At 45.2% G+C, this 21169-nt stretch carries 27 protein-coding genes; 3 read left to right on the top strand and 24 right to left on the bottom strand.

Features of this window, described 5'->3' with window-relative positions; translation table 11 throughout:
* Window positions 1-13: 13 nt before the first annotated feature.
* Entirely contained in the window at window positions 14-94 is an 81-nt protein-coding gene (locus CHH91_RS06380) for a YjcZ family sporulation protein (protein ID WP_038561009.1), read from the top strand.
* A gap of 48 nt (window positions 95-142) precedes the next feature.
* Here CHH91_RS06380 and CHH91_RS06375 read toward each other — a convergent pair whose 3' ends face one another.
* Window positions 143-496: a GNAT family N-acetyltransferase gene (locus tag CHH91_RS06375; protein WP_095217955.1), complete on the bottom strand. Its 354-nt coding sequence runs from the start codon at window positions 494-496 to the stop codon at window positions 143-145.
* Window positions 497-849: 353 nt separating this feature from the next.
* Between CHH91_RS06375 and CHH91_RS06370 the strand changes: the two genes are divergently transcribed.
* Window positions 850-1290: a peptidylprolyl isomerase gene (locus CHH91_RS06370; RefSeq protein ID WP_095222623.1), complete on the top strand. Its 441-nt coding sequence runs from the start codon at window positions 850-852 to the stop codon at window positions 1288-1290.
* Window positions 1291-1328: 38 nt separating this feature from the next.
* Here the strand turns inward: CHH91_RS06370 and lysA are convergent, their stop codons facing one another.
* The 20 genes from lysA to CHH91_RS06270 all read right to left on the bottom strand — a co-directional run bounded on the left by lysA (window position 1329) and on the right by CHH91_RS06270 (window position 17202).
* Complete coding sequence (gene lysA, locus CHH91_RS06365; protein ID WP_095222622.1) at window positions 1329-2627, bottom strand: diaminopimelate decarboxylase; 1299 nt, start codon at window positions 2625-2627, stop codon at window positions 1329-1331.
* A 160-nt stretch (window positions 2628-2787) separates the two neighbouring features.
* On the bottom strand, window positions 2788-4263 hold the full coding sequence (locus CHH91_RS06360) for a spore germination protein (RefSeq protein WP_095222621.1): 1476 nt from the start codon (window positions 4261-4263) through the stop codon (window positions 2788-2790).
* The gene (gene spoVAEA, locus CHH91_RS06355; RefSeq protein WP_095222620.1) at window positions 4253-4819 is read right to left on the bottom strand and encodes a stage V sporulation protein SpoVABEA; all 567 of its coding nucleotides are present in this window, start codon (window positions 4817-4819) and stop codon (window positions 4253-4255) included. The genes CHH91_RS06360 and spoVAEA overlap by 11 nt, the downstream gene beginning before the upstream one ends.
* A gap of 7 nt (window positions 4820-4826) precedes the next feature.
* The gene (gene spoVAE / locus CHH91_RS06350) at window positions 4827-5177 is read right to left on the bottom strand and encodes a stage V sporulation protein AE (protein WP_095222619.1); all 351 of its coding nucleotides are present in this window, start codon (window positions 5175-5177) and stop codon (window positions 4827-4829) included.
* A 2-nt stretch (window positions 5178-5179) separates the two neighbouring features.
* Window positions 5180-6190 (bottom strand): stage V sporulation protein AD, encoded by a 1011-nt coding sequence (spoVAD, locus tag CHH91_RS06345; RefSeq protein ID WP_095222618.1) that lies wholly within the window; start codon window positions 6188-6190, stop codon window positions 5180-5182.
* Between the two features lie 5 nt (window positions 6191-6195).
* Window positions 6196-6657: a stage V sporulation protein AC gene (gene spoVAC / locus CHH91_RS06340; protein WP_095222617.1), complete on the bottom strand. Its 462-nt coding sequence runs from the start codon at window positions 6655-6657 to the stop codon at window positions 6196-6198.
* A 16-nt stretch (window positions 6658-6673) separates the two neighbouring features.
* Window positions 6674-7090 (bottom strand): stage V sporulation protein AB, encoded by a 417-nt coding sequence (locus CHH91_RS06335; protein ID WP_095222616.1) that lies wholly within the window; start codon window positions 7088-7090, stop codon window positions 6674-6676.
* Window positions 7071-7694, bottom strand: coding sequence for a stage V sporulation protein AA (locus CHH91_RS06330; protein ID WP_095222615.1), 624 nt, complete (start codon window positions 7692-7694; stop codon window positions 7071-7073). The genes CHH91_RS06335 and CHH91_RS06330 overlap by 20 nt, the downstream gene beginning before the upstream one ends.
* A gap of 114 nt (window positions 7695-7808) precedes the next feature.
* Window positions 7809-8564, bottom strand: coding sequence for an RNA polymerase sporulation sigma factor SigF (gene sigF, locus CHH91_RS06325; RefSeq protein ID WP_095222614.1), 756 nt, complete (start codon window positions 8562-8564; stop codon window positions 7809-7811).
* 9 nt (window positions 8565-8573) lie between these two features.
* Window positions 8574-9017 (bottom strand): anti-sigma F factor, encoded by a 444-nt coding sequence (spoIIAB, locus tag CHH91_RS06320; RefSeq protein WP_095222613.1) that lies wholly within the window; start codon window positions 9015-9017, stop codon window positions 8574-8576.
* Complete coding sequence (spoIIAA, locus tag CHH91_RS06315; RefSeq protein WP_095222612.1) at window positions 9014-9370, bottom strand: anti-sigma F factor antagonist; 357 nt, start codon at window positions 9368-9370, stop codon at window positions 9014-9016. Before spoIIAA ends, spoIIAB begins: the two co-directional genes overlap by 4 nt.
* A gap of 99 nt (window positions 9371-9469) precedes the next feature.
* Window positions 9470-10630, bottom strand: coding sequence for a D-alanyl-D-alanine carboxypeptidase family protein (locus tag CHH91_RS06310; protein ID WP_095222611.1), 1161 nt, complete (start codon window positions 10628-10630; stop codon window positions 9470-9472).
* 107 nt (window positions 10631-10737) lie between these two features.
* Complete coding sequence (locus tag CHH91_RS06305; RefSeq protein ID WP_095222610.1) at window positions 10738-12039, bottom strand: pyrimidine-nucleoside phosphorylase; 1302 nt, start codon at window positions 12037-12039, stop codon at window positions 10738-10740.
* Between the two features lie 15 nt (window positions 12040-12054).
* Window positions 12055-12879 carry a purine-nucleoside phosphorylase gene (locus CHH91_RS06300; protein WP_095222609.1) on the bottom strand — a complete coding sequence of 275 codons (825 nt, stop codon included), beginning with the start codon at window positions 12877-12879 and terminating at the stop codon, window positions 12055-12057.
* A 2-nt stretch (window positions 12880-12881) separates the two neighbouring features.
* Window positions 12882-14066, bottom strand: coding sequence for a phosphopentomutase (deoB, locus tag CHH91_RS06295; RefSeq protein WP_095222608.1), 1185 nt, complete (start codon window positions 14064-14066; stop codon window positions 12882-12884).
* Window positions 14067-14090: 24 nt separating this feature from the next.
* Window positions 14091-14975: a site-specific tyrosine recombinase XerD gene (xerD, locus tag CHH91_RS06290; protein WP_095222607.1), complete on the bottom strand. Its 885-nt coding sequence runs from the start codon at window positions 14973-14975 to the stop codon at window positions 14091-14093.
* A 5-nt stretch (window positions 14976-14980) separates the two neighbouring features.
* Complete coding sequence (locus CHH91_RS06285) at window positions 14981-15190, bottom strand: DUF4227 family protein (RefSeq protein ID WP_095222606.1); 210 nt, start codon at window positions 15188-15190, stop codon at window positions 14981-14983.
* A 161-nt stretch (window positions 15191-15351) separates the two neighbouring features.
* A complete protein-coding gene (gene fur, locus CHH91_RS06280; RefSeq protein WP_095222605.1) occupies window positions 15352-15843 on the bottom strand; it encodes a ferric iron uptake transcriptional regulator in 492 nt (163 codons plus the stop codon).
* Window positions 15844-15951: 108 nt separating this feature from the next.
* Window positions 15952-16587, bottom strand: coding sequence for a stage II sporulation protein M (gene spoIIM, locus CHH91_RS06275; protein WP_095222604.1), 636 nt, complete (start codon window positions 16585-16587; stop codon window positions 15952-15954).
* Between the two features lie 66 nt (window positions 16588-16653).
* Complete coding sequence (locus tag CHH91_RS06270; RefSeq protein ID WP_095222603.1) at window positions 16654-17202, bottom strand: NUDIX hydrolase; 549 nt, start codon at window positions 17200-17202, stop codon at window positions 16654-16656.
* 125 nt (window positions 17203-17327) lie between these two features.
* On the opposite strand from CHH91_RS06270, the gene CHH91_RS06265 reads away from it, so the two are divergent.
* Window positions 17328-18248: an aldo/keto reductase gene (locus CHH91_RS06265; protein ID WP_095222805.1), complete on the top strand. Its 921-nt coding sequence runs from the start codon at window positions 17328-17330 to the stop codon at window positions 18246-18248.
* Window positions 18249-18262: 14 nt separating this feature from the next.
* On the opposite strand, the gene CHH91_RS06260 is transcribed toward CHH91_RS06265, so the two are convergent.
* The 3 genes from CHH91_RS06260 to CHH91_RS06250 are packed head-to-tail and all read right to left on the bottom strand — an operon-like array spanning window position 18263 to window position 21092.
* On the bottom strand, window positions 18263-18631 hold the full coding sequence (locus tag CHH91_RS06260; protein ID WP_095222602.1) for an iron-sulfur cluster biosynthesis family protein: 369 nt from the start codon (window positions 18629-18631) through the stop codon (window positions 18263-18265).
* 13 nt (window positions 18632-18644) lie between these two features.
* Window positions 18645-19433, bottom strand: coding sequence for an SDR family NAD(P)-dependent oxidoreductase (locus tag CHH91_RS06255; protein WP_095222601.1), 789 nt, complete (start codon window positions 19431-19433; stop codon window positions 18645-18647).
* A gap of 39 nt (window positions 19434-19472) precedes the next feature.
* Window positions 19473-21092 (bottom strand): M20/M25/M40 family metallo-hydrolase, encoded by a 1620-nt coding sequence (locus CHH91_RS06250; RefSeq protein WP_095222600.1) that lies wholly within the window; start codon window positions 21090-21092, stop codon window positions 19473-19475.
* Window positions 21093-21169 lie beyond the last annotated feature (77 nt).

The raw sequence follows: 21169 nt of genomic DNA, 5'->3' as shown, positions 1-21169 counted from the left end.
GAGGAATTTCACCATGGGTAGCTACGGCGGAGGATTTGCTTTGATCGTTGTGCTTTTCATTCTTCTAATTATCGTAGGTGCTGCTTGGCTATAAGCCGAGCGCACAAAGAAAACCAGCCCTCTTAGGAGGCTGGTTTTTATTTTAAGCTTCTGTTTCGCATTTCTCAAGGAAATTCTTTGTTTCATCCGTCGCAGTGACTTGATGCATTGGCGAATACATATTACGTAATTCACAAACCATCTGTTTTCCGATGCCATTGCCCCGGTGAGATGGATCGACCGAAATATGCTGCACGATAGCCTTATCCTCATCGATTACGACTCCCAGCGCCCCGAGGATATCATCTTCATCTTTCCAAAGAAACAAGTGCCAATTCGGATTGTTATTGTATTCCTGAATTGTCTGCTGCAATTTTTTCACTTCTTTTACATCGGGCATGAAAGATAAAAGTCCCATTGCGATTTTTTCCATTGACTTCTTGTATCGTATTAGCATAATAACCCCTCATTAAGAAAATAACCTTCTGGCCATAGAGAGAAGAAAAAGCAAACTAGCCCCCATCATGATCCAGAAAAGCACCTTCTCTTGTTTGTCACTATCCTGCAACTGTTTTCAACTCCTGCCGTACGTAGTCTTATTTAAAACCTATCTACGTTTTTTGTCAACTTTACTTCCTGTATTTCTCTCCCATATACTTTCTGCCGGACTACAACAAGGAAATTCCATGATAGTTTCTCCTACATTCCATACTCCATACAAAGGATAGAAGCAGAATCTGGCGAGAGTGAGGGTTTATGTGGTAGAATCATGACGAGTACATACTCACTTCAATTTAGGAGGACAAGCAAATGGCTAAAAAAGGTTACATCCTGATGCTGGATGGCGATAAAATTGAATTCGAATTATATCCGGAGGAAGCACCAAACACAGTAGCGAACTTCGAGAAGCTCGCAAATTCCGGTTTCTATAATGGCGTAACGTTCCACCGTGTCATCCCAGGCTTCGTAAGCCAAGGCGGCGACCCGACTGGCACTGGTGCCGGCGGCAGCGGTACAACAATCAAATGTGAAACAGAAGGAAATCCCCATAAGCATGAAGCCGGCAGCTTGAGCATGGCGCACGCTGGTAAGGATACAGGCTCCAGCCAGTTCTTTATCGTGCACGAGCCACAGCCGCATTTGAACGGTGTTCATACTGTATTCGGAAAAGTAACTTCAGGTCTTGAAGTTGCTCGTAACATGAGAAACGGCGACACAATGGAAACTGTAGAAGTTTTCGACGAAGAATAAAAAAAATCCTGTATGCATGATGCATACAGGATTTTTTTTTATTCATAAGAAAGATCCAGCCTTGTCAATTCCTCAGCTTCTTCTCTTCTGACAACTAGTCTGTCAACTCCATCTTCCACAAAGACGACAGCAGGTCTGCCAAAGCGGTTATAGTTATTTGCCATCGCATAGCCATATGCTCCAGTACTGAAAACCGCAAGCAAGTCTCCAGCCTCTGCTTTTGGCAGATCAATATCCCAAATAAGCATATCACCTGATTCACAGCACTTGCCTGCAATGGAAACTGTTTCTATTGCTTCCTCATCTGCGCGGTTAGCGATTTTCGCTTCATATACAGCTTTATAGAGTGCAGGACGAAGATTATCCGTCATTCCGCCATCGACAGAAACATATTTGCGCACACCAGGAATCTCTTTTACTGAACCGATTGTATAAAGGGTAACTGCCGCATTCCCTACAATCGATCTCCCTGGCTCAATCCAAATTTCCGGCATGTCGATTGACACTTCATCGGCTGCTGCTTTGATTCGTGTTACCAGTGCATGGATATAATCAGACAATGGAAGCGGTTCGTCGTTTTCCGTATAACGGATACCAAAGCCGCCGCCCACATTAAGTACTGCAGGTGCATATCCATAATCAGTCTGCCAAGCTTTAATGAGCTCAAACAGTCTGTCTACTGCCATCAAGAACCCGTCAGTTTCAAAGATCTGGGAACCGATATGACAATGCAGCCCCTTCATTCTGATCACTTCGCTGTCCTTTACTCTGCGAAATGCTTCTTCAGCTTGTCCATTGCTGATATCAAAGCCAAACTTCGAATCCTCATTGCCAGTCAAGATATAATCATGTGTATGTGCTTCGATGCCTGGTGTGACGCGCAGCAGGATATCAATCTGTTTTCCTTGTTCCTTCAATACTGCTTCCAATAAGGCGATTTCATGGAAGTTATCCACAACCACACAGCCAATATCATGTTCAACAGCCATGGAAAGTTCTTCATAGCTCTTGTTATTGCCATGCAGATGGATTTTCTCAGTCGGGAAACCAGCTTTCAAAGCAGTATGCAGCTCGCCGCGGGAAACCACATCCAAACTGAGTTTCTCCTGCTTCGCTACCTGCACCATGGCTACTGAAGAAAAAGCCTTACTGGCATATGCTACTTGCGCTTTGACCCCCAATGTTTCAAACGCTTCGACAAATGCCTTGGCATTTTTTCGGATAATGCCAACATCATATACGAATAAGGGTGTACCATATTTTTCAGCTAATGTGACGGCATCTATTCCGCCGATTTCCAAAATGTGCTGATCATTGATTACAAAAGGATGCTGCATAAAATAACCTCCAAACAACGGCTTCATCGGATAAGCATAAAAACGAAAGCCCATCTTTCCGCATAGGAAGAAGATGAGCTTTCGCATCACACGCTACACTACCCGTACTGTCGTAAAAAATAGATAGAGTAAACGTACCATATTCTCATTTTTCTAGCAACTAAGAATTCGGGGCCCTAGTTTTATCAGGAGAATTGGTAATGGTTGGACGATATTTTGTAAGCGGAACCGGTGTACGGTATGCAATTTCCAACAGTGCTTTCAAATTGAAAGGAATGAACGGCCACATATATGGCGTATTAAGTGATTTGGTGCCTACAAGAATCAATATAGCCAATGTGATACTGATGACGAACCCTGGAACCCCGAATATAGCAGTTGCAACCAGGAAAAAGATTCTCGTTATTTTGTTTGATACACTAAGCTCAAAGCTAGGCGTAACAAAGGAACCGACAGCAGAAACCGCTACATAAAGGATTACTTCGGGAGTGAACAACCCTACATTGATGGCTATTTCCCCGATCAGGATAGCCGCGATTAGACCCATTGCCGTAGATAGCGGGGTCGGAGTATGGATCGCAGCAAGTCTGAGGAATTCAATACCAAGATCCGCTAGCAGTATTTGCAGGAATAATGGTATATGTCCATCATCTTTATTGGGTCCGATAAAATCAATGCTTTGCGGCAGCAATTCCGGATGAACCGTGATCAGATACCAAAACGGCAGGAGGAATAGTGAAACAAAGATACCTATCAGGCGGACCCAGCGTATGAATGTTCCTGGTGCTGGTGATTCCCTGTATTCCTCAGCATGCTGCAAATGGGAAAAATAAGTTGCAGGTGTGATGATGACACTTGGTGACGTATCAACAATGATAAGCACGTGCCCCTCAAAAAGATGGACGGCGCCAATATCTGGTCTCTCAGTATATCTGACAAGCGGAAACGGTCTATTTCCTTGCTTCACGAGATATTCTTCCACTGATTTATCCGACATTGGAAGTCCATCGATTTCGATTTCCTTCAATTCTTTTTTTATCAGCTTCACTAATTTAGGGTCAGCGACGTCCTCGATATAAGCGATGCAAATATCCGTCTTCGATCTTTCTCCTACTTGCATCATTTCCAGCCGAAGCCGTTCGTCACGAATCCTTCTGCGTGTTAAAGCGGTGTTGATAATGATATTTTCCGTATACCCGTCACGAGGACCGCGAATGACTTTCTCCGTGTCGGGCTCTTCCGGCTGTCTTCCTGGATAGGATCTTGTATCGACAACAAAAGCAAAGTCACAGCCGTCGATGAATACAACGATCAAACCTGATAAGAACTGATCGACACAATCATCAATGCTTTCAGTCCGCTTCACCTGCATGTGTACCAGTCGGTTTTCGATGATTTCAGGGATTTTGTTCGTGTTTTTTTCGTCATCATTGATACTCATCAATTTAGAAAGTACACGCTGCACAACTTCAGCATCCGCAAGACCGGTCGTATAGTAAATCTCCACTTTTTTCTTGAGAATGATCAAGGTACGATGACCGACGTCGAAGGAGACACCTACACCTACACGTTCCTTCATAAATTCATTTACGTCATCGACCTTAGACGGAATGGGCATTTTTTGTTCATCTGCCATTTCTGCTTCCCTCCCTTTCTAGAATGAGGCGGATCGCTTGTTCTGTTATTGGGGAGCCGATCTCGATTGCGTCTTTCCCATGCATTTTCCCGATATCTCCGATCGCGACTACTAAAGGGAGATCAAGCTGGTCTAGCAGATATACCGTATCGCCATTAATACGTCCGATTTCCTCTGTAATGACGCCTTCCTTATCGACGCCGAATGGCTGTAATTCCCCATCCTGGTCGATGGAAAAGCTGATGCGGCTCCACTCCCGGTTCTGCGTATGAGATGCAACCGCCAAGGCACCAATCACATCAATTTCCGCATCATCAATAATCGATTGGAGCAGCAATTCACCACTGCCCACACCCGGTACACCTCCATCATCAAGCAGGACATAAACCGGTTCGACTTCTGCAGCATGGATGGCATCGATCATGGCTTTCGCATCCACTGTCATCGGATTATCAGCCAAGTAAGATAGAGACGTTCCGCCTATTTTACCAGCTAAGTAATCGATCGTGCGTTTTGCATAAGCGTCTCCGTCTGTAACCAGTATTACTCTCTTCATAAAGGGCTCATCCCCTTGGTTTAAAGAATACAGACACTAGGAACCCGAAAAGAATTGCCGCAGCAATACCTGCGGATGTCAGCTGAAACATGCCTAGTGCAATGCCCCAAAAACCATGTTTGTCAGCTTGTTCCATTGCACCATGAAGTAAAGAGTGGCCGAAACTGGTAATAGGGACCGAAGCACCGGCACCTGCGAATGAAATCAAATTATCATACAGATCAAACCCATCCAGCACACAGCCTAGTACGACGAAGGTACTCATCACATGTCCTGCATCCAATTTAGCAACATCCAAAAGCAGCTGACCGACAACACAAATCAATCCGCCGACTACAAATGCCCAAAAAAAGTCCATGCTTACCCCTCCTCCCTTACGAGAACGACACTATGTGCAATTGCTGGTATGGATTCCTTCTGCCGCAGCAATGTCGGGTTCATTAAAGCACCCGTTGCAGTCACCAATATCCTTTTATAAGTTCCCTTCCGCATCTCATCCAGAAGATGGCTATACGTTACAATGGCAGAACAAGCCGTACCGCTTCCGCCAGCGAGCATTCCTTGATCGCTGTTATAAAGCAAATTGCCGCAATCTTTATGTACGGCATCAATGTTTATTCCATCACTGCGGAGCATATCTTTCAAAATAGGGGAACCGACACTCGACAAGTCACCAGTCACAATCAAATCATAATCCGCAGGTGTAGTGCCAAAATCACTAAAATGGCGTTTGATTGTGTCATATGCTGCCGGAACCATTGCGCTTCCAAGATCGAATGCATTTGTTGCACCAAAATCGACTACTTTACCAATAGTTGCCCCTTCAATTCGGATATCGCTCTTTTCACGGCTTATAAGCGCACAACCAGCTCCAGTTGCTGTACTCGTTGCTGTAGCAGGTTTCTGATTGCCATATTCAGTCGGGAAACGGAATTGCCGCTCTGCTGTTGCATTATGGCTGCAGACAGCTGTCAAAATGCGGTCTGCCACTCCTGCATCGACCAATTGGGACGCTACCGCCAGCGTTTCCATACTAGTGGAACAGGCTCCGAACATACCGAGGTAGCTCATATCCAAATCACGTGCTGTATAGTTAGCACTCACATTTTGGTTCAAAAGATCACCAGCGATGAACATATCAATATGCTGCTGCTTCAAACCAGCTTTCTCCAGCGTTATTTGTATAGCATCCTGCAGAAGCTTTCTTTCTGCCATTTCCCAGTTATCTTCTCCGCAGTAAAGATTATCGTAGGATTTATCAAAGGAGCTTCCTAAAGGTCCTCTCGCTTCCTTCGGTCCTACACTTGTTCCTGTTTCCTGAATATAAACGCGCTGGTTCAGCGTCCAGGATTGCTTGCCTGTTTTCACCATTTTCTTTATCCCCCGATCAGCTGGCTGAATACATACCGGATGATTCCGACGATATAAGCCGACGTAACCCCGAATACAATAACACTGCCAGCAAGTTTGAACATATTGGAACCTACTCCGAGCACATACCCTTCCGATTTATATTCCAATGCAGCACTGGTCACGGCATTGGCGAATCCGGTTACCGGAACCGCTGATCCTGCGCCGGCGAATTGTGCGATTCGGTCATAGACCCCAAGCCCTGTCAATATCGCAGATATAAGGATCAGTGTTGTGACAGTGGGCGTTCCGGCTTCCTGCTGGGACATATCAAAAACTTGCATGTAAAATTTAGTCAGCAGTTCTCCAATAAGACAGATAAAACCGCCGACAAAGAAAGCTTTTAAACAATTTCTCACGTAGGGGACTTTCGGATAATACGTTTTTGCTGTATTGCTGTAATTTTCTTTCTTGAACTTGGAATCCATGATGTCACCTCTTTGATTAATAGGAAAGTAAAAGCCATTGGAACAAGGATCCGGTGATTTTCCCCAGGACGATTGCCATGAAGAACCAGATAAGACTGCCATCCAGACCGATTCGTCTAGTCAGTATCGGAAATACATTCAATACTTCTGTCAGAGCCGCAGCAAGCATTCCGACAAATATTCCATGCAAAAGACCCCACAGCGTGATCAGCAGAATCGGCGCATGAAAATGGAAATAGTGGAAGGAAAGAATCGTTCCGGCAAAAGCACCGGCAGTTACACCTGCTTCATAAGAAATCAGGAAATGATGGGTTTTACTTAGCTGCACCAACCTTGGGATAATACCTAGTACAGTCAAAAATGCGACAAATCCTGCTCCAGTTGCTAGCCCGGCACTGAGTCCGATCACCAATTCAACTATGGCGATCCACATGCTGCTGTTCCAATTCGTTTTCGTGATAAGCTACATAAACATCCATATCACGCTGATATTTGTGCATCTCCACCTCAAGCGGGCTAGGCTCTTCATTCAAACGTTTTTTGAATACATGGTTGAAAAAGAGAATCATCCCTACTCCGATGCCAATGCTGTACGGAATTTGGAGCCATAGCGGATGCACAAGCCTTTCCCCTGTCAATAAGAAATGGATTTGCTGCTGCACCGGCTCCATCGCAACATCAAAATGGAAATTCATGATCGTCATTGCCGATCCTATGAACAAAAGCAGCCAGATAAGAATGACGAGCGGCCATACAATGCGTTTTGTTGTATGCTGGACATGGACAATGGTCTGTTCCGCACCGATCAGCTGCAGTTCATGCTCAGGGAATAGCTTCATCAGCTGCTGGAAGACCGAGAAGCAATCGAGGACAACAATATTGCTGTCTTTCTTTGTAATCCGGTGGATGACCGTATCAAGCATGCGCTCCTTATAGTCTCCTGCATTTGCGATATGTGCGATATCTTTGAGCTTGATCACAGATTCTGGATCAGTAGTGATTTTCCGGATGAACCGGATATATACAATAGCTGGCATAATGCACCTCTCCTCCTATGAAGAAGGGTTTCTGTACTTAGTATGGGAAAAGCGAAGGAAAACATGCTGGTAATTACAGGCAATAAAAAAAAGCTTCTGCACAAGGTGCAAAAGCTACTTTTCCAGCTGCTCTTTGATGGCAGCCAATATTTTCTTTTCAAGCCGGGAAACCTGGACTTGGGAAATTCCAAGCCGTTCGGATACTTCCGATTGCGTCTGATCTTTGTAAAAACGCAAATACACGATAAGACGCTCTCTTTCACCTAGTGCTTGGATCGCTTCTTGCAAGGCAAGCTTATCGAACCAGTTATCATCTTGTTCGGCAATCTGATCCAATAAGGTGATTGGATCTCCATCATTTTCGAAAACAGTCTCATGAATCGAATGAGGCAGCTTTGCAGCCTCTTCCGCATGGATGATATCCTCCGGCTCCAACTCCAGCTCCTTGGCAATTTCCTGGATGGTCGGTACTCGATTGAGTGTTTTTGTCATTTCTTCTTTTTTCTTTCTTACTTTATTAGCTGTTTCTTTCAGCGAACGGCTAACCTTCAGACTGCCATCGTCTCGAATGAAGCGCTGAATCTCACCGATGATCATCGGAACCGCATATGTCGAAAATCGAACGTCATAAGACAAATCAAACTTATCAATCGATTTGATTAATCCGATACAGCCGATCTGGAACAAATCATCCGGATCATAGCCGCGATTTATAAAACGCTGGACGACAGACCAGACGAGCCGTACATTTCTTTCAACGAGGATGTCCCTTGCTTCTTTATCACCATTCTGACTTAACTGGATGTATGTTTTTACTTGCTTATCGGTCAATTGTTCTTTTGCCTTCTGCTGTTTCAAATATACATCCATCTGCCCCACCTACTGACTCATGGCTTTGCTTCGATTGAACTGCTTGTTCATCGTTACTGTTGTGCCTTCACCTTCAGCAGAATGCACATACACATGATCCATGAAATTTTCCATGATGGTAAAACCCATACCGGAGCGTTCCAGATCAGGCTTTGATGTGTAAAGGGGTTCCATTGCTTCATCGACATCCGGAATACCGACGCCTTCATCCTGGATGATCAATTCCACTTCATCATCAGACAATGTACAAATTATTGTAATCATCTGATCTGGATCTGAATTATAGCCATGGATGATGGAATTAGTTACAGCTTCAGATACGACTGTTTTGATTTCGGTAAGCTCGTCCATTGTCGGGTCCAGCTGAGATACGAAGGATGCAACTGTTACACGGGCAAAAGCTTCGTTCCTGCTTTGACTTGAAAAAGAGAACCGCATCATATTCGTGTTCATGATAATACCACCCCGAAAGTTTCCAGCGCATAGCGCTCATTTTCTTCAAATCGGATAATCTTGAATAGCCCGGATAGCTGAAACAGTCTGTCTACAGCCGGTGTCAGACTGCAGACGACCATTTCCCTTCCTTCTGCTTTCAATTCTTTATATCTGCCGAGAATGACACCTAGACCCGAGCTATCCATAAATGAAAGAGATTCCAGATTCAGGACCATATGCTTGATTCCAGGCTGCTGCAGGGCATGCTGCCAGCTTACCTTTAATTCGCTCGCTGTGTGATGATCGAGCTCCCCGTTAAGACGTGCCAGCAAGATGGATTCCTTCAATTCATAATCAACTGTCAACCCCATAGCTTTTCTCCTCCCTTGTCTGCATATAGATTTCTGCAGAAAAAGGCGAATACCTTTCGAGTGACAAAATTAGAAGAAACTCGCAGATCTTAGTCAGAATCAGCGGAATTTCACCACATCATCAAAGCTGCGTTTGATCAGCAGCCAATAGCTCGCCTTTGGTACATCTTCTTTCATGATAAGCGGCGTTGTAGAAATACGTTTTCCATCAGCCTTTACTTCCAGCACACCTACTTGTTCCCCTGCTTTCAGAGGAAGGGAGAGCTCTGGTTTATATACGATTTTCGTCGACAATTCTCCAAGATTTTCTCCTTTTTTGACAAGCAGCGATACAGGTGCAGCTGTCACAACTGGAACGTCCTTATCGCGAGCCTTCAGCATTTCAAGCTTGGCCACAGTCTGATCCTGTTTGTAAAGCTGCTTTACTGTGTATTGGTTAAAGCCATAATCGAGCAGCTGAGACACTTCATTATTACGCTGTTTTGGAGACTCGGCACCCATTACGACCGCGATCACCCTCATCCCATCCTTCTTTGCAGTTGCGGTGAGACAATATCTTGCTTCTCTCGTGAAGCCGGTTTTCAAGCCGTCGACTCCGGGATAGAATTTCACGAGCTTGTTCGTATTGACGAGCCAGAATGGATCGTCAGAATCCTTGCGAAGATAATCTTCATAAATACTAGTGAATTCAGTGATTTCTTCATGTCCAAGCAATGCTCTGGCCATCAATGCCATATCCTTAGCTGTCGAATAGTGATCTTCTGCAGGAAGACCGGTGGCATTTTGGAACTTCGTATGAGTCAGTCCGAGTTCTCTTGCCTTCTCGTTCATTTTTTGGACGAATCCATCCTCGGTACCTGCGATCTTCTCCGCCAATGCCACACTCGCATCGTTACCTGATGCAACAGCTACACCTTTTAAGAGATCCTTCACTGTCATTTCTTCTCCAGGTTCAAGGAAAATTTGTGAGCCGCCCATGCTCGCTGCGTACTCACTCGCTCTGACTTTTTCATCATATCGCAGCTTGCCAGCTTCGATTTCTTCCATAATCAAAAGCATCGTCATGATCTTTGTCATACTGGCAGGGGGGAGTTGTTCCTCCATATTCTCACCCGCCAGGACACGACCGGTATCTCGTTCGATCAAGATTGATGATTTAGCTGTCTTCTCCTCTTGTTTTGCAGCAAAAGTCTGTGGTGGCAACGCCATAAGACTGATAACGAACGCGATCAGCAAACTTACTAGACTCATTTTTTTCATTTAAGGTTCCTCCGTTTACGGTAATACAGTTAGATTCTCCCAAATGAAATGATTTATTAATAAATTGCACACAAAAAAAGCAGCCCTTCAAAAGGACTGCTTTAACATTAGGAAATGACGTCGTAAATCAGTTCCATTTTTTCTGGCTGCGCTGCATTTATTGTATAGGAAGCCAAGACTTTACTTACAGAATCAGCAGCTTCTGCATCACGCGCATGCAAGACTGCTATCGTTTCTCCTTGCTCAACAGCATCTCCTTGCTTTTTCTTCAGGGTGATACCAACTGCGTGATCGATGTCATCGTCTTTTGTCGCACGGCCAGCTCCTAGGTACATCGCTGCCGTTCCGATTCCTTCAGCATCGATACTGTGAACGAAGCCAGCAGCAGGTGCTTTGACCTCAATATGATGATCCGCCTGAGGGAGAAGCTCCAGATTATCGACAAGCGCTGTATCGCCGCCCTGAGCCCCAATGAACGTACGGAAAGCTGCTAGTGCAGTTCCGTTATCCAAGCAGGCTTCCAGATGCGTGCGTGCTTCCTCGTAGCTTGAGAACTTATTAGCCAAAAGCGCCATATGAGCTGCCAATTCAACGGAAATTTCACGTAGATCTGTTATCTTCTCGCCGCTTAATACTTGGATTGCTTCTTTTACTTCGTTGCTGTTTCCAACCTCAAAACCGAGCGGCTGGTTCATATCCGTAATGACTGCTACAGTCTGTCGACCGAGGTTCTTCCCGATTTTCACCATTGTTTCAGCCAATTTTTTGGAGTCATCCAATGATTTCATGAAAGCACCAGATCCTGTTTTAACGTCCAGGACGATGGCTTCCGCACCTGATGCCAGCTTTTTGCTCATGATGGAACTAGCGATTAGCGGAATCGCGTTAACCGTGCCTGTAACATCACGCAGCGCATATAGCTTTTTATCAGCTGGTGCCAAGTTGCCCGTCTGACCCGCAACCGCAAGTTTGTTTTCATTCACCAATCCCATGAATTGCTCGCGGCTCAAATCAATTGAAAAGCCTTTGAAGGATTCAAGTTTATCCAATGTCCCGCCAGTGTGACCCAAACCGCGGCCTGACATTTTCGCAACTGGAATTCCGATGCTGGCGACTAGCGGCCCAGTGATCAAGGTGATTTTGTCCCCTACACCGCCTGTGCTATGTTTATCGACCTTTTTACCTTCGATGCTGCTAAGGTCAAATGTTTCACCGGAATTGGCCATCTCTTCTGTCAGCCAAGCTGTTTCTTCTTCTGTCATGCCATTAAAATAGACAGTCATCAAGAAGGCAGAGGCCTGATAGTCAGGAATGTCTCCTTTTGTGTAACCATGGACAAAAAAGGCTACCTCTTCTTTGGAGAGCGTGCCGCCGTCTCTTTTCTTTGTAATTAAATCAACCATTCTCATATCCGTTCACCTGCTTTATTTTATTGGAAGCTGCTTGACAATTTCTTTAACGAAACGAAGAAAATCTTCCCTTACTTGACTCGTTGTCTCCATCACTTCATCATGCGTAAGCGGCTGATCTAAGATACCAGCTGCCATATTGGAGATACAGGAGATACCCAAGACTTCCATTTTTGCATGACTTGCAACGATCACTTCCGGAACCGTAGACATACCCACAGCGTCCCCGCCCCAAACACGGAGCATCCGCACTTCGGCACCTGTTTCATAAGAAGGACCTGTGTTGCCGACATAAACGCCTTCCTTCACCCCAAGACCGATTTTAGCAGCTACTTCACGCGCATAGCCAAGAAGCTCTTTGCTGTAGACAGAAGACATATCCGGGAAACGGGCTCCCAGCTCTTCGTCGTTTGGTCCAATAAGTGGATTTGTTCCCATATTGTTGATATGATCCGTAATCAGCATCAAGTCGCCCGGCTCGAAGCTTTCGTTGATTCCGCCTGCTGCATTGGTGACAATCAATGCCTGTACACCAAGAGCCTTCATCACACGGACAGGTAGAGTCACAAGCTCCATAGGATACCCTTCATAGAAGTGGAAGCGGCCTTGCATAGCAATCACATCCTGCCCTTCCAGCTTGCCGATGACAAGCTGTCCTTTATGTCCGCTGACCGTCGATACTGGGAACCCTGGAATATCACCATAAGGTACGACCGTCGCTTCTGTGATTTCATCAGCCAGTACTCCAAGCCCTGATCCAAGAATGAGACCTATCCTAGGTGTGGCAGTCAATTTCTCTTTAATATAATCTGCTGCCTGTTTGATTGCTTCTGCCTGCATGTTCATTTCCCCTTTTTCAATGCTTGTAAAAAGCTTGTTCCGTACTCTGGCATTTCGATACCGAAATTATCTGCTATCGTTGCAGCGATATCTGCAAATGTATTGCGCAGTTCCAATTCCTCACCTTGATCCGCTCCAGTGTGGTAAGCAATCAATGGCACATATTCCCGTGTGTGGTCTGTTCCAGGAGCAACAGGGTCATTACCATGATCAGCTGTAATAATTAGCAAATCGTCTTCTTTAAGTTTATCAAGTACTTCCGGAAGCCGTTTATCATAATCCTCCAGCGCCTGAGCGTAGCCCTCAGGGTCGCGGCGATGACCGTATTTTGCATCGAAATCGACCAGGTTCAGGAAGCTGATGCCTGTAAAGTCTTCATCCATACTTTCTACAATCTTCGTCATACCATCATCATTGTCCTTTGTACGGACGGACTTTGTCACGCCTTCGCCATCGTAAATATCGGAAATCTTTCCTAATGCAATGACATCGAATTTCGCATCCTGCAAACTATTCATCGTCGTTCTGCCAAAAGGCTTCAATGCATAATCATGGCGGTTCGAAGTACGTTCAAAAGCGCCTGGTTTACCGATGAATGGACGAGCGATGATACGTCCTACCATATAGGGATCATCCAATGTCATTTCACGAGCGATTTCACAGATTTTGTACAGCTCATCTAGCGGGATGATATCTTCATGGGCAGCGATTTGCAAAACGGAATCAGCAGACGTATATACAATCATATCGCCCGTTTCCATATGCTGTTCACCGAGCTCATCCAATATCTCCGTTCCGGAAGCTGGTTTATTTCCGATGATACCGCGACCAGTCCGCTGCTTCAGTTCATCAAGCAACGTATCTGGAAAACCATCCGGGAACGTGCGGAAAGGCTGATCTATACGAAGGCCCATAATTTCCCAGTGCCCAGTCATTGTATCCTTGCCATTTGATGCTTCCTGCATTTTTGTATAGAAAGCTTTTGGCTGTTTGGCAGCTTGTATACCTTCTACTTCTCGAATGTTGCCAAGACCAAGTGCTGCCATATTCGGCATTTGCAATCCGCCGCGGTGAGAAGCGATATGGCCGAGCGTATCGGCTCCTTTATCACCGAAAGCTTCTGCATCCGGTGCTTCCCCGATGCCGACAGAATCCATTACTATAAGAAATACGCGTTTGAAATCCAAGTTAAATGCCTCCTAGTTTATTGCTCAAGCCCGAGGATGATGTGTTTTGTAAATATCCTTCAGTCTTGTTTTTGTCACATGCGTGTAAATCTGTGTCGTACTGATATCTGCGTGACCGAGCATTTCTTGAACAGCACGCAAATCAGCCCCATTCTCCAACAGATGCGTCGCAAATGAATGGCGCAGTGTGTGAGGGGTGATTTCTTTCTGTATCCCAGCTTCCCGGGCTATCTGTTTCAATACCTTCCAGAATCCTTGTCGCGATAATGGGTTTCCATGATGATTCACAAACAAGATGTCGCTTGCTTTGGACTTCAGCAGCATTTTACGGGACCGGTTTAAATAGTCTTCCAGTCTCGCCTTGGCCATATCCCCAAGCGGGACGATCCGTTCCTTCGATCCCTTCCCGAAACAGCGGACAAAGCCCATTTCAAGATGAAGATCATCCAGTTCCAATGCCAATAGCTCTGAAACCCGCAGACCTGTTGCGTAAAGTGTTTCCAGCATAGCCCGATTCCGGATCGTCAATATATCTGTTCCTGGACATGTGAGCAGCTTGTCTACTTCATCGGAAGAAAGTATCTTCGGCAGCTTCCGTTCTTTCTTCGGTGTATCGATATGTATGCTCGGATCTTCCTTCAGTCCGTATTCGCGCAGCATAAATTGATGGAATAGTCGGATGCTGGATAATGTACGTGCTATCGTCGCAGCTGATTTCCCCTCATCATGCAGCCAGCGCAAATAAGCAGTCAGCTTGGCGCGAGTCACTTGTGCCCACTCTTTCACTTCATTTTCCTGGAGATATCTTGCATATGTACGCAGATCTCGGGCGTAGGATTGCAGTGTATTCTCCGAAAGACCCCGTTCGATCTGCAGATAATGGATAAAATCATCCAGCGCTTCTTGCATGTATCCTACTCTCCTAACCGGAAAAATAACGTCATCCTATCCACTAGACTTTCCTGCTCCATTGCTGCTACTTTCACTGCATTACCCTCTGGAGGGTCATAACGGTGATAGCTCTCGTATTCACTATGGATGAATCGCAATCCAAAATAGAAGAATGCGGAGCAGGCTACAAATACGAGCAGAAGCTTACAAGTGTCGAAGACGAACCGCTTCATGTACATTTCCCCTTTCTTGAGACTTGTCTTTGTAACAGACTATGCCAAAGAAAGCGGAATTTATACGTACAGGATAACGTTACCTCATTCCCGTTGTTTTGTAAATTGGTTAGTGAAACGAAAGAAAGCCTTTTCCATATACTTGGAAAGGCTTCATCTGCTTATGATGTTCGATTCACTTGCACAGCGGCTGCTTCGAGCTCTTCTTCCTTCTCACTAGCCTGACAGACGCGGCAGATACCGTGGAATGTAAGCCGGTGGTCTTTTACTTTGAATCCCCAATCACTCTGGACAATCTTCTCTACGTCCTCCAGCAAGTCTTCATCAATCTCCTCAACGGATCCGCATTCCATGCAGACAAGGTGGTGATGGAAGTGCGTTGCCCCTTCTTTGCGAAGGTCATAGCGGGAAACGCCGTCCCCGAAGTTTATTTTATCAACAATTTTCAATTCTGATAATAATTCCAGTGTACGGTATACAGTAGCCAAACCGATTTCCGGTGCCTTTTCCTTTACGAGGAGGTAGACGTCTTCAGCGCTTAAATGGTCCTCTTCTCGCTCCAGCAGCACACGTACCGTCGCTTCCCGCTGCGGTGTCAGCTTGTAGCTCTGCGCATGTAATTGCTTCTTTATGCGTTCAATGCGGTGTTCCAAGTGAATTCCTCCCTCGTAATCCCACACTTATTATATACTGATTGCGAAAAAGGTGTCAAATTATAATTATTATAAACAGCTAATTATAATCATTCTTAATAGTTTCACTCACAGCAAATCATTGACAAGCATTGACAGAAGCGGGTTTGCAAGGAAAGTTTCAATGATGGATGCTGCAGCAGACCCTGCAATAAGCATCAGGAAAATGGTACTGTATTGGAAAAAATAACGTCTTAATGATAATGGTGACCGTTTGGCAATGAGCTTACGCAAAAGTGTAACAGAAAATAGCATCGCGCTAGTGCCCGCTATGAGATAAAGCGGAATGACTACTAAATTCTGCGGAGCAACAGCTGCTGCTGCAAGCATCAGGCCTTTCCACCCCAGCTGATTGACTAGGAATCCCACACTGAATCCCATCATCAATCCTTTACTGAAGAGCAGCATCCAGATGATTGGTATCCCGATGATGGACAGGCCAAGTACATACAGAAACAGCAGAAACTTGAGATGAGCGAGAAAACTCGACTGGAGGATCTCCTGCTTGCTGATCACCTGTCCTTGCTGAAGCTGTGCGAAGAATCGTTCCAAATAGTAAAACAAGTCTTCCTTTTGCGTAAAGTTCATGCTGTTGACAACAATCGCACCGAATATGATTCCAATCAGGAATAGTACAAGCATGAACAAGTAACTTGTTGCATGCTGTTTTAAATGATGAAAGAGAATAAACTCCCGCTTTTTCATCTTATCTGCCCCCGTATTCTAGTCTAGTTACTAGAATCTATGACGGAAGCTTGTCTGATAGAACTGTTAGTTACTAGCGCGTTTCAAGCGGAGATGCAGCAAAGCATACATAGTTTTCGCATCATGAATCCGCTCCTCTTTTACAAGTTCCTCCGCTTCTTCAAGCGTCAGTTCCATCAGCTCGACAAATTCGTCCTCATCACCAGCTACCTTTTGGGTAAGGAGCTCGAGATTATCAGCTTCATATACATGAAGCAATTCATCGGCAAAGCCTGGAGATGTATAGAAGGAACCAAGTTTTTTTAATTTTTGAGTTGTATAGCCTGTCTCTTCTTCAAGCTCTCTTACTGCCGTCACTTCCGGTTCTTCACCAGGCTCCAGCTTGCCTGCCGGAATTTCAATTATCGATTTTTCCAGCGCTTTACGGTATTGCTCGACAAATATGATTTTTCCTTCTTTTGTTATCGGAATGATAGCTACAGCGCCAGGATGCTTGACCAATTCCCGTTTGGAAGTATTCCCGTCCGGCAAAGAAACGGTATCCACTCTCAAGGAAATCACCTTTCCATTATAGATGGGGGATGTATCGATTGTCTTTTCTTCGAATTTCTTCATTATGTACACTCCTTTATATCGCTTCTTCCATCTTACCATAGCTTGACCAGGACACATAAGTTGTCTGCTGAACTGCTTACGCTTACACTAAACACGTAGGAAAAAAAGGAAGGTGGAACTATATGATGCAGAAAAGACGAGTAGGCACATCTGATCTTCAAGTTTCTGAAATCTCATTCGGGACGATGAGCATCGGTACAGACGAACAGCAAGGAATACGGCTGCTTCACGAAGCGCATGATTTAGGTATCAATTATTTCGACACAGCAGATTTATATGATCAAGGCAAAAATGAAGAGATTGTCGGTAAAGCTTTCAAAGGCAGACGAGACAAAGTGATCCTTGCCAGCAAAGTCGGCAACCGGCTGGATCCCGGAGGCGAGTCGTGGCATTGGGATGCGAGCAAGGAATATATTGTTTCGCAGATCAAAGAAAGCCTTCGCAGGTTACAAACGGATTATTTAGACCTCTATCAGCTTCATGGCGGAACGATGGAGGATGATATTGACGAGACAATTGATGCATTCGAAACGCTGAAAAAAGAAGGACTCATCCGCTACTACGGTATTTCTTCCATTCGACCGAATGTCATCCGTGAATATGTCAAACGGTCGAATATCATCAGCGTCATGATGCAGTACAGCTTGCTGGACAGACGCCCAGAGGAACAAGTACTTGATTTACTGGCAGGGAATGAAATCAGTGTATTTGCGCGCGGCAGTGTTGCTAAAGGCATGCTGAGTGACAAAGCAAGTGAAAAGGTAAAACAAAAAGGAGCAGATGGCTATTTGACACACACATACAACGAGCTGCTGGCTGCAAGCGAAAAACTTCGTGTGCTGGCTGAGCAGGAGGATACCTCCGTCACCTCTCTAGCTGTGCGTTATGTTCTTCAGCATCCTGCTTTGGCAAGTGCCGTTATGGGAGCAAGTTCATTGGATCAGGTAAAGCAGAATGCCGCACTCTCCACTGTTCCATTATCTCATGAAACTTACGATTTGCTTCAGCAAGTCACCCGTTCAATTCAGTATACGAACCACCGATAAAGAAAAAACGGAAGTCAGCAGGAATCTCCCCTGCTAGCTTCCGGTTCTTCATCCAGAAAATCAGTATGTGTCAGATGTGCCTGCGGAATCAATGCATTCAAAAATCCTTCTTTACTGGATAGACGGAACACATTATTACTGAAATCCAGCTTCACTTCCTCGGCGAAATATACCTCCTGCTGCTTATCCACCAATGCCGGTATTGTCTCGCTCTCCACCTCGATGTCCCTAGAGCGCGGTTTTTCAGCAAATCGGACTGTAGGAATGCCATTCGATTTACATCCTACTCCTACCGTATCAAAGTATAAAACCAGGTATCGATGTGCCTCTTCCCGCAATGCTTGTACTTTTTCCCAGGCTGTGTCTGTAATCGTTAATTTCATGTTATGTTCCTCCTTATTTCTTGTTGAATTGACCGCCGAGCAATTTCTCTGCCACTCCCGGCACCAGCTGATACACCTTACTTCCGATGCCCATCCAGCCAGGCAGATTGATTTCACGCTTGTTCTTCCCGATGCTTGAGATGACTTTACGAGCTACTTTATCAGGCTGCAGCATATAACGGGCGCTCGCCTGGCGATATCTTCCGCTCGGATCAGCTGTGTCAAAAAAGTTTGTATCCATCGGTCCTAGATTAACAGTCGTCACATGGATCCCATATGGCTTCAGCTCCTGGCGCAGTCCATTACTGAAGCCGATGATGCTGTGTTTACTTGCACCGTATACTGCAGCTTTTGGCGTGGCTACTTTACCAGCCATCGAACCGATCATGATTACATGTCCTGCCCCCTGCTTCAGCATACCTGGCAGTATGGCTGCTGAAGCCTCCATAACTGCCAGGGAATTGACTCGCATCGTCGTTTCTATCTGTATTGGATCTGTATCTTTAAAGAGACGGAAATACCCCACTCCCGCATTATTGATCAATACATCAATATGCTGATTCTCCCTTACAATCTGCTGCAATGCAGTACGCCATTCTTCAGGGTCATTCAGATCCGCCCTATAAATCGTACTATTTATCTGGAATCGCTCTTTCAGCTCAATAGCTAACTGTTTTAGCTTTTCCTCGGATCTTGCAACAAGCAGCAATTGATAGCCGGCAGCCGCAGCTTCAATGGCCAGTTCCCTTCCAAGGCCGCTTGAGGCTCCTGTTATCAACAGGCTTTTCTTACTTGCTCCCATATGCAGTACCTCTTTCTGTTTACCCTTCTTACAGGATGATTATGTACGGAAAGCAAACCGGATGGCACTTTCCATCAAGTCAGGCAGCTTGCCAAAACTATAGGTCACTTCCAGCCGCTCTGTCCACTGATGTGCATCCTTACCGTATGGTCCTAAATGAAGCACTGGCATTTGCAGCCCTTCCATCAAGTCAGCTGGCAAAGTGAAGCCTTTCTGCTGCAGCGGCATGTTAGATATCAAATCCTGTATCGCGGTACGCGATGTAGGCTTGCCAATGAAACTTGAATCTGAAAGACCCGGGAAAAACTGCACTTCTTTCAAATCAGTCGAATAGGTCGCTTTTGCCTCTGATTGTATATCAGCAATCAATTGCCTTACATAAGGGTCCTTTTTAGAGGAAACCGCAGGATAAAATGGCGGGCTGTAAAAAAGAACGATGACAGGTGCCAGATCATGACACATGCTAACCAGCTCTTTCACAAGCTTAGTCGAAAAATCCCGGTCCCCTTCCTTACGCGTCGTTACGAGCCTGTTTTGTCTTCTTTCCACTTCCGCCTTCCCGAACCGTTTGACCGCATGCGCATAAAGTTCTTCATAAAACATAGTCTTAATTTGGAAAGCTATTGGCTGGAAAGCACTCGATTTAGCTGCAGAAAGATTTGCTTTCTGTTGATAATGTGTTTCTATTCTCCTGGCAGCTCGCTCCATTGCTCGCTTTAATTTCATATTGATTTCTTGAATGGATTGTTCTAAAAACAATACGTTGTACATCGTGACTGCAGATACAGGCGTCTGCACAGAATATGCTTCTTTCAAATCGCGCAGCATCAAGCTAACTGGCGGCGGAGTCACTTCTCCGTCCACTTCTTCTATGAAGGATTCCTGAAGCTCCAATTCCTGTGACAAATAACTGATCATCAGATTAGCATTCAAACCACCAAACGGTTCACCAACATGCGTTTCCTTACCATAGCAAAAGAAACCTGGAAGCACTTTTCCTATGGATCCGCTATACATATAATTACCTGTATCACCTGGGTATTTGCTGAACACAGGTTCTCCGTTCATGCATAATTTGTATACCAGCTCCTCAGTTGTCTGCAGCTGCTGCAAAATTTCAAGGGCGCGCAGCATTCCGGCAGAATTCACTTCTTCGTCGGGCACAGTCAACAATAGGATATTTCCGTCGAACGCAGCATCCATCGCGCGTTCCAGCATAGAAAGATGGATTGCAAGACCAGCCTTCATATCCATCGTCCCTCTGCCAAAGAGCCATTCTCCCTGCTGCATTTCCTTTTTTATATAAGAAGGCAGCTCCACTTCATCATTCGAATAAGCCGCAGTCAGGTCATGCACCTTTGTGGCAAGATGCTGGTAGGTGCCAAAGTCCTCAGTTCCGACGACATCAAAGTGACTGAGCAAGATAATAGTATCTTTTTTGTCAGATTTCTTAACTAATGCTGTGAGGAGCTGACGGCCGTCCTTCAGCGGATGAAGCTGCAAATGAGCTGGGTTCTGCTGGAAATAAAGCTTTTGTTCCAAAAGGGCATGAACATGCTCCGGAAAACGGATTTCTTCCGGAGAACCTGTAATACTCTCGATTTCAACAAGCTCTGCCAGTAATGCTATTAATTCGTCCTTCGATTGCCACTGTTTCATGCATGCACGTCCTTTCAAATTGACTTTTGCCAGTTTTTCTCGCACAATTCAACTATACGTCCAAGTTCGGGGTGAAA

Source organism: Virgibacillus sp. 7505 (assembly GCF_002272135.1).
Lineage (GTDB): Bacteria > Bacillota > Bacilli > Bacillales > Amphibacillaceae > Terribacillus.
Note: the sequence above shows the minus strand (reverse complement) of the source record. Positions and strands in the feature narration are given on the sequence as shown.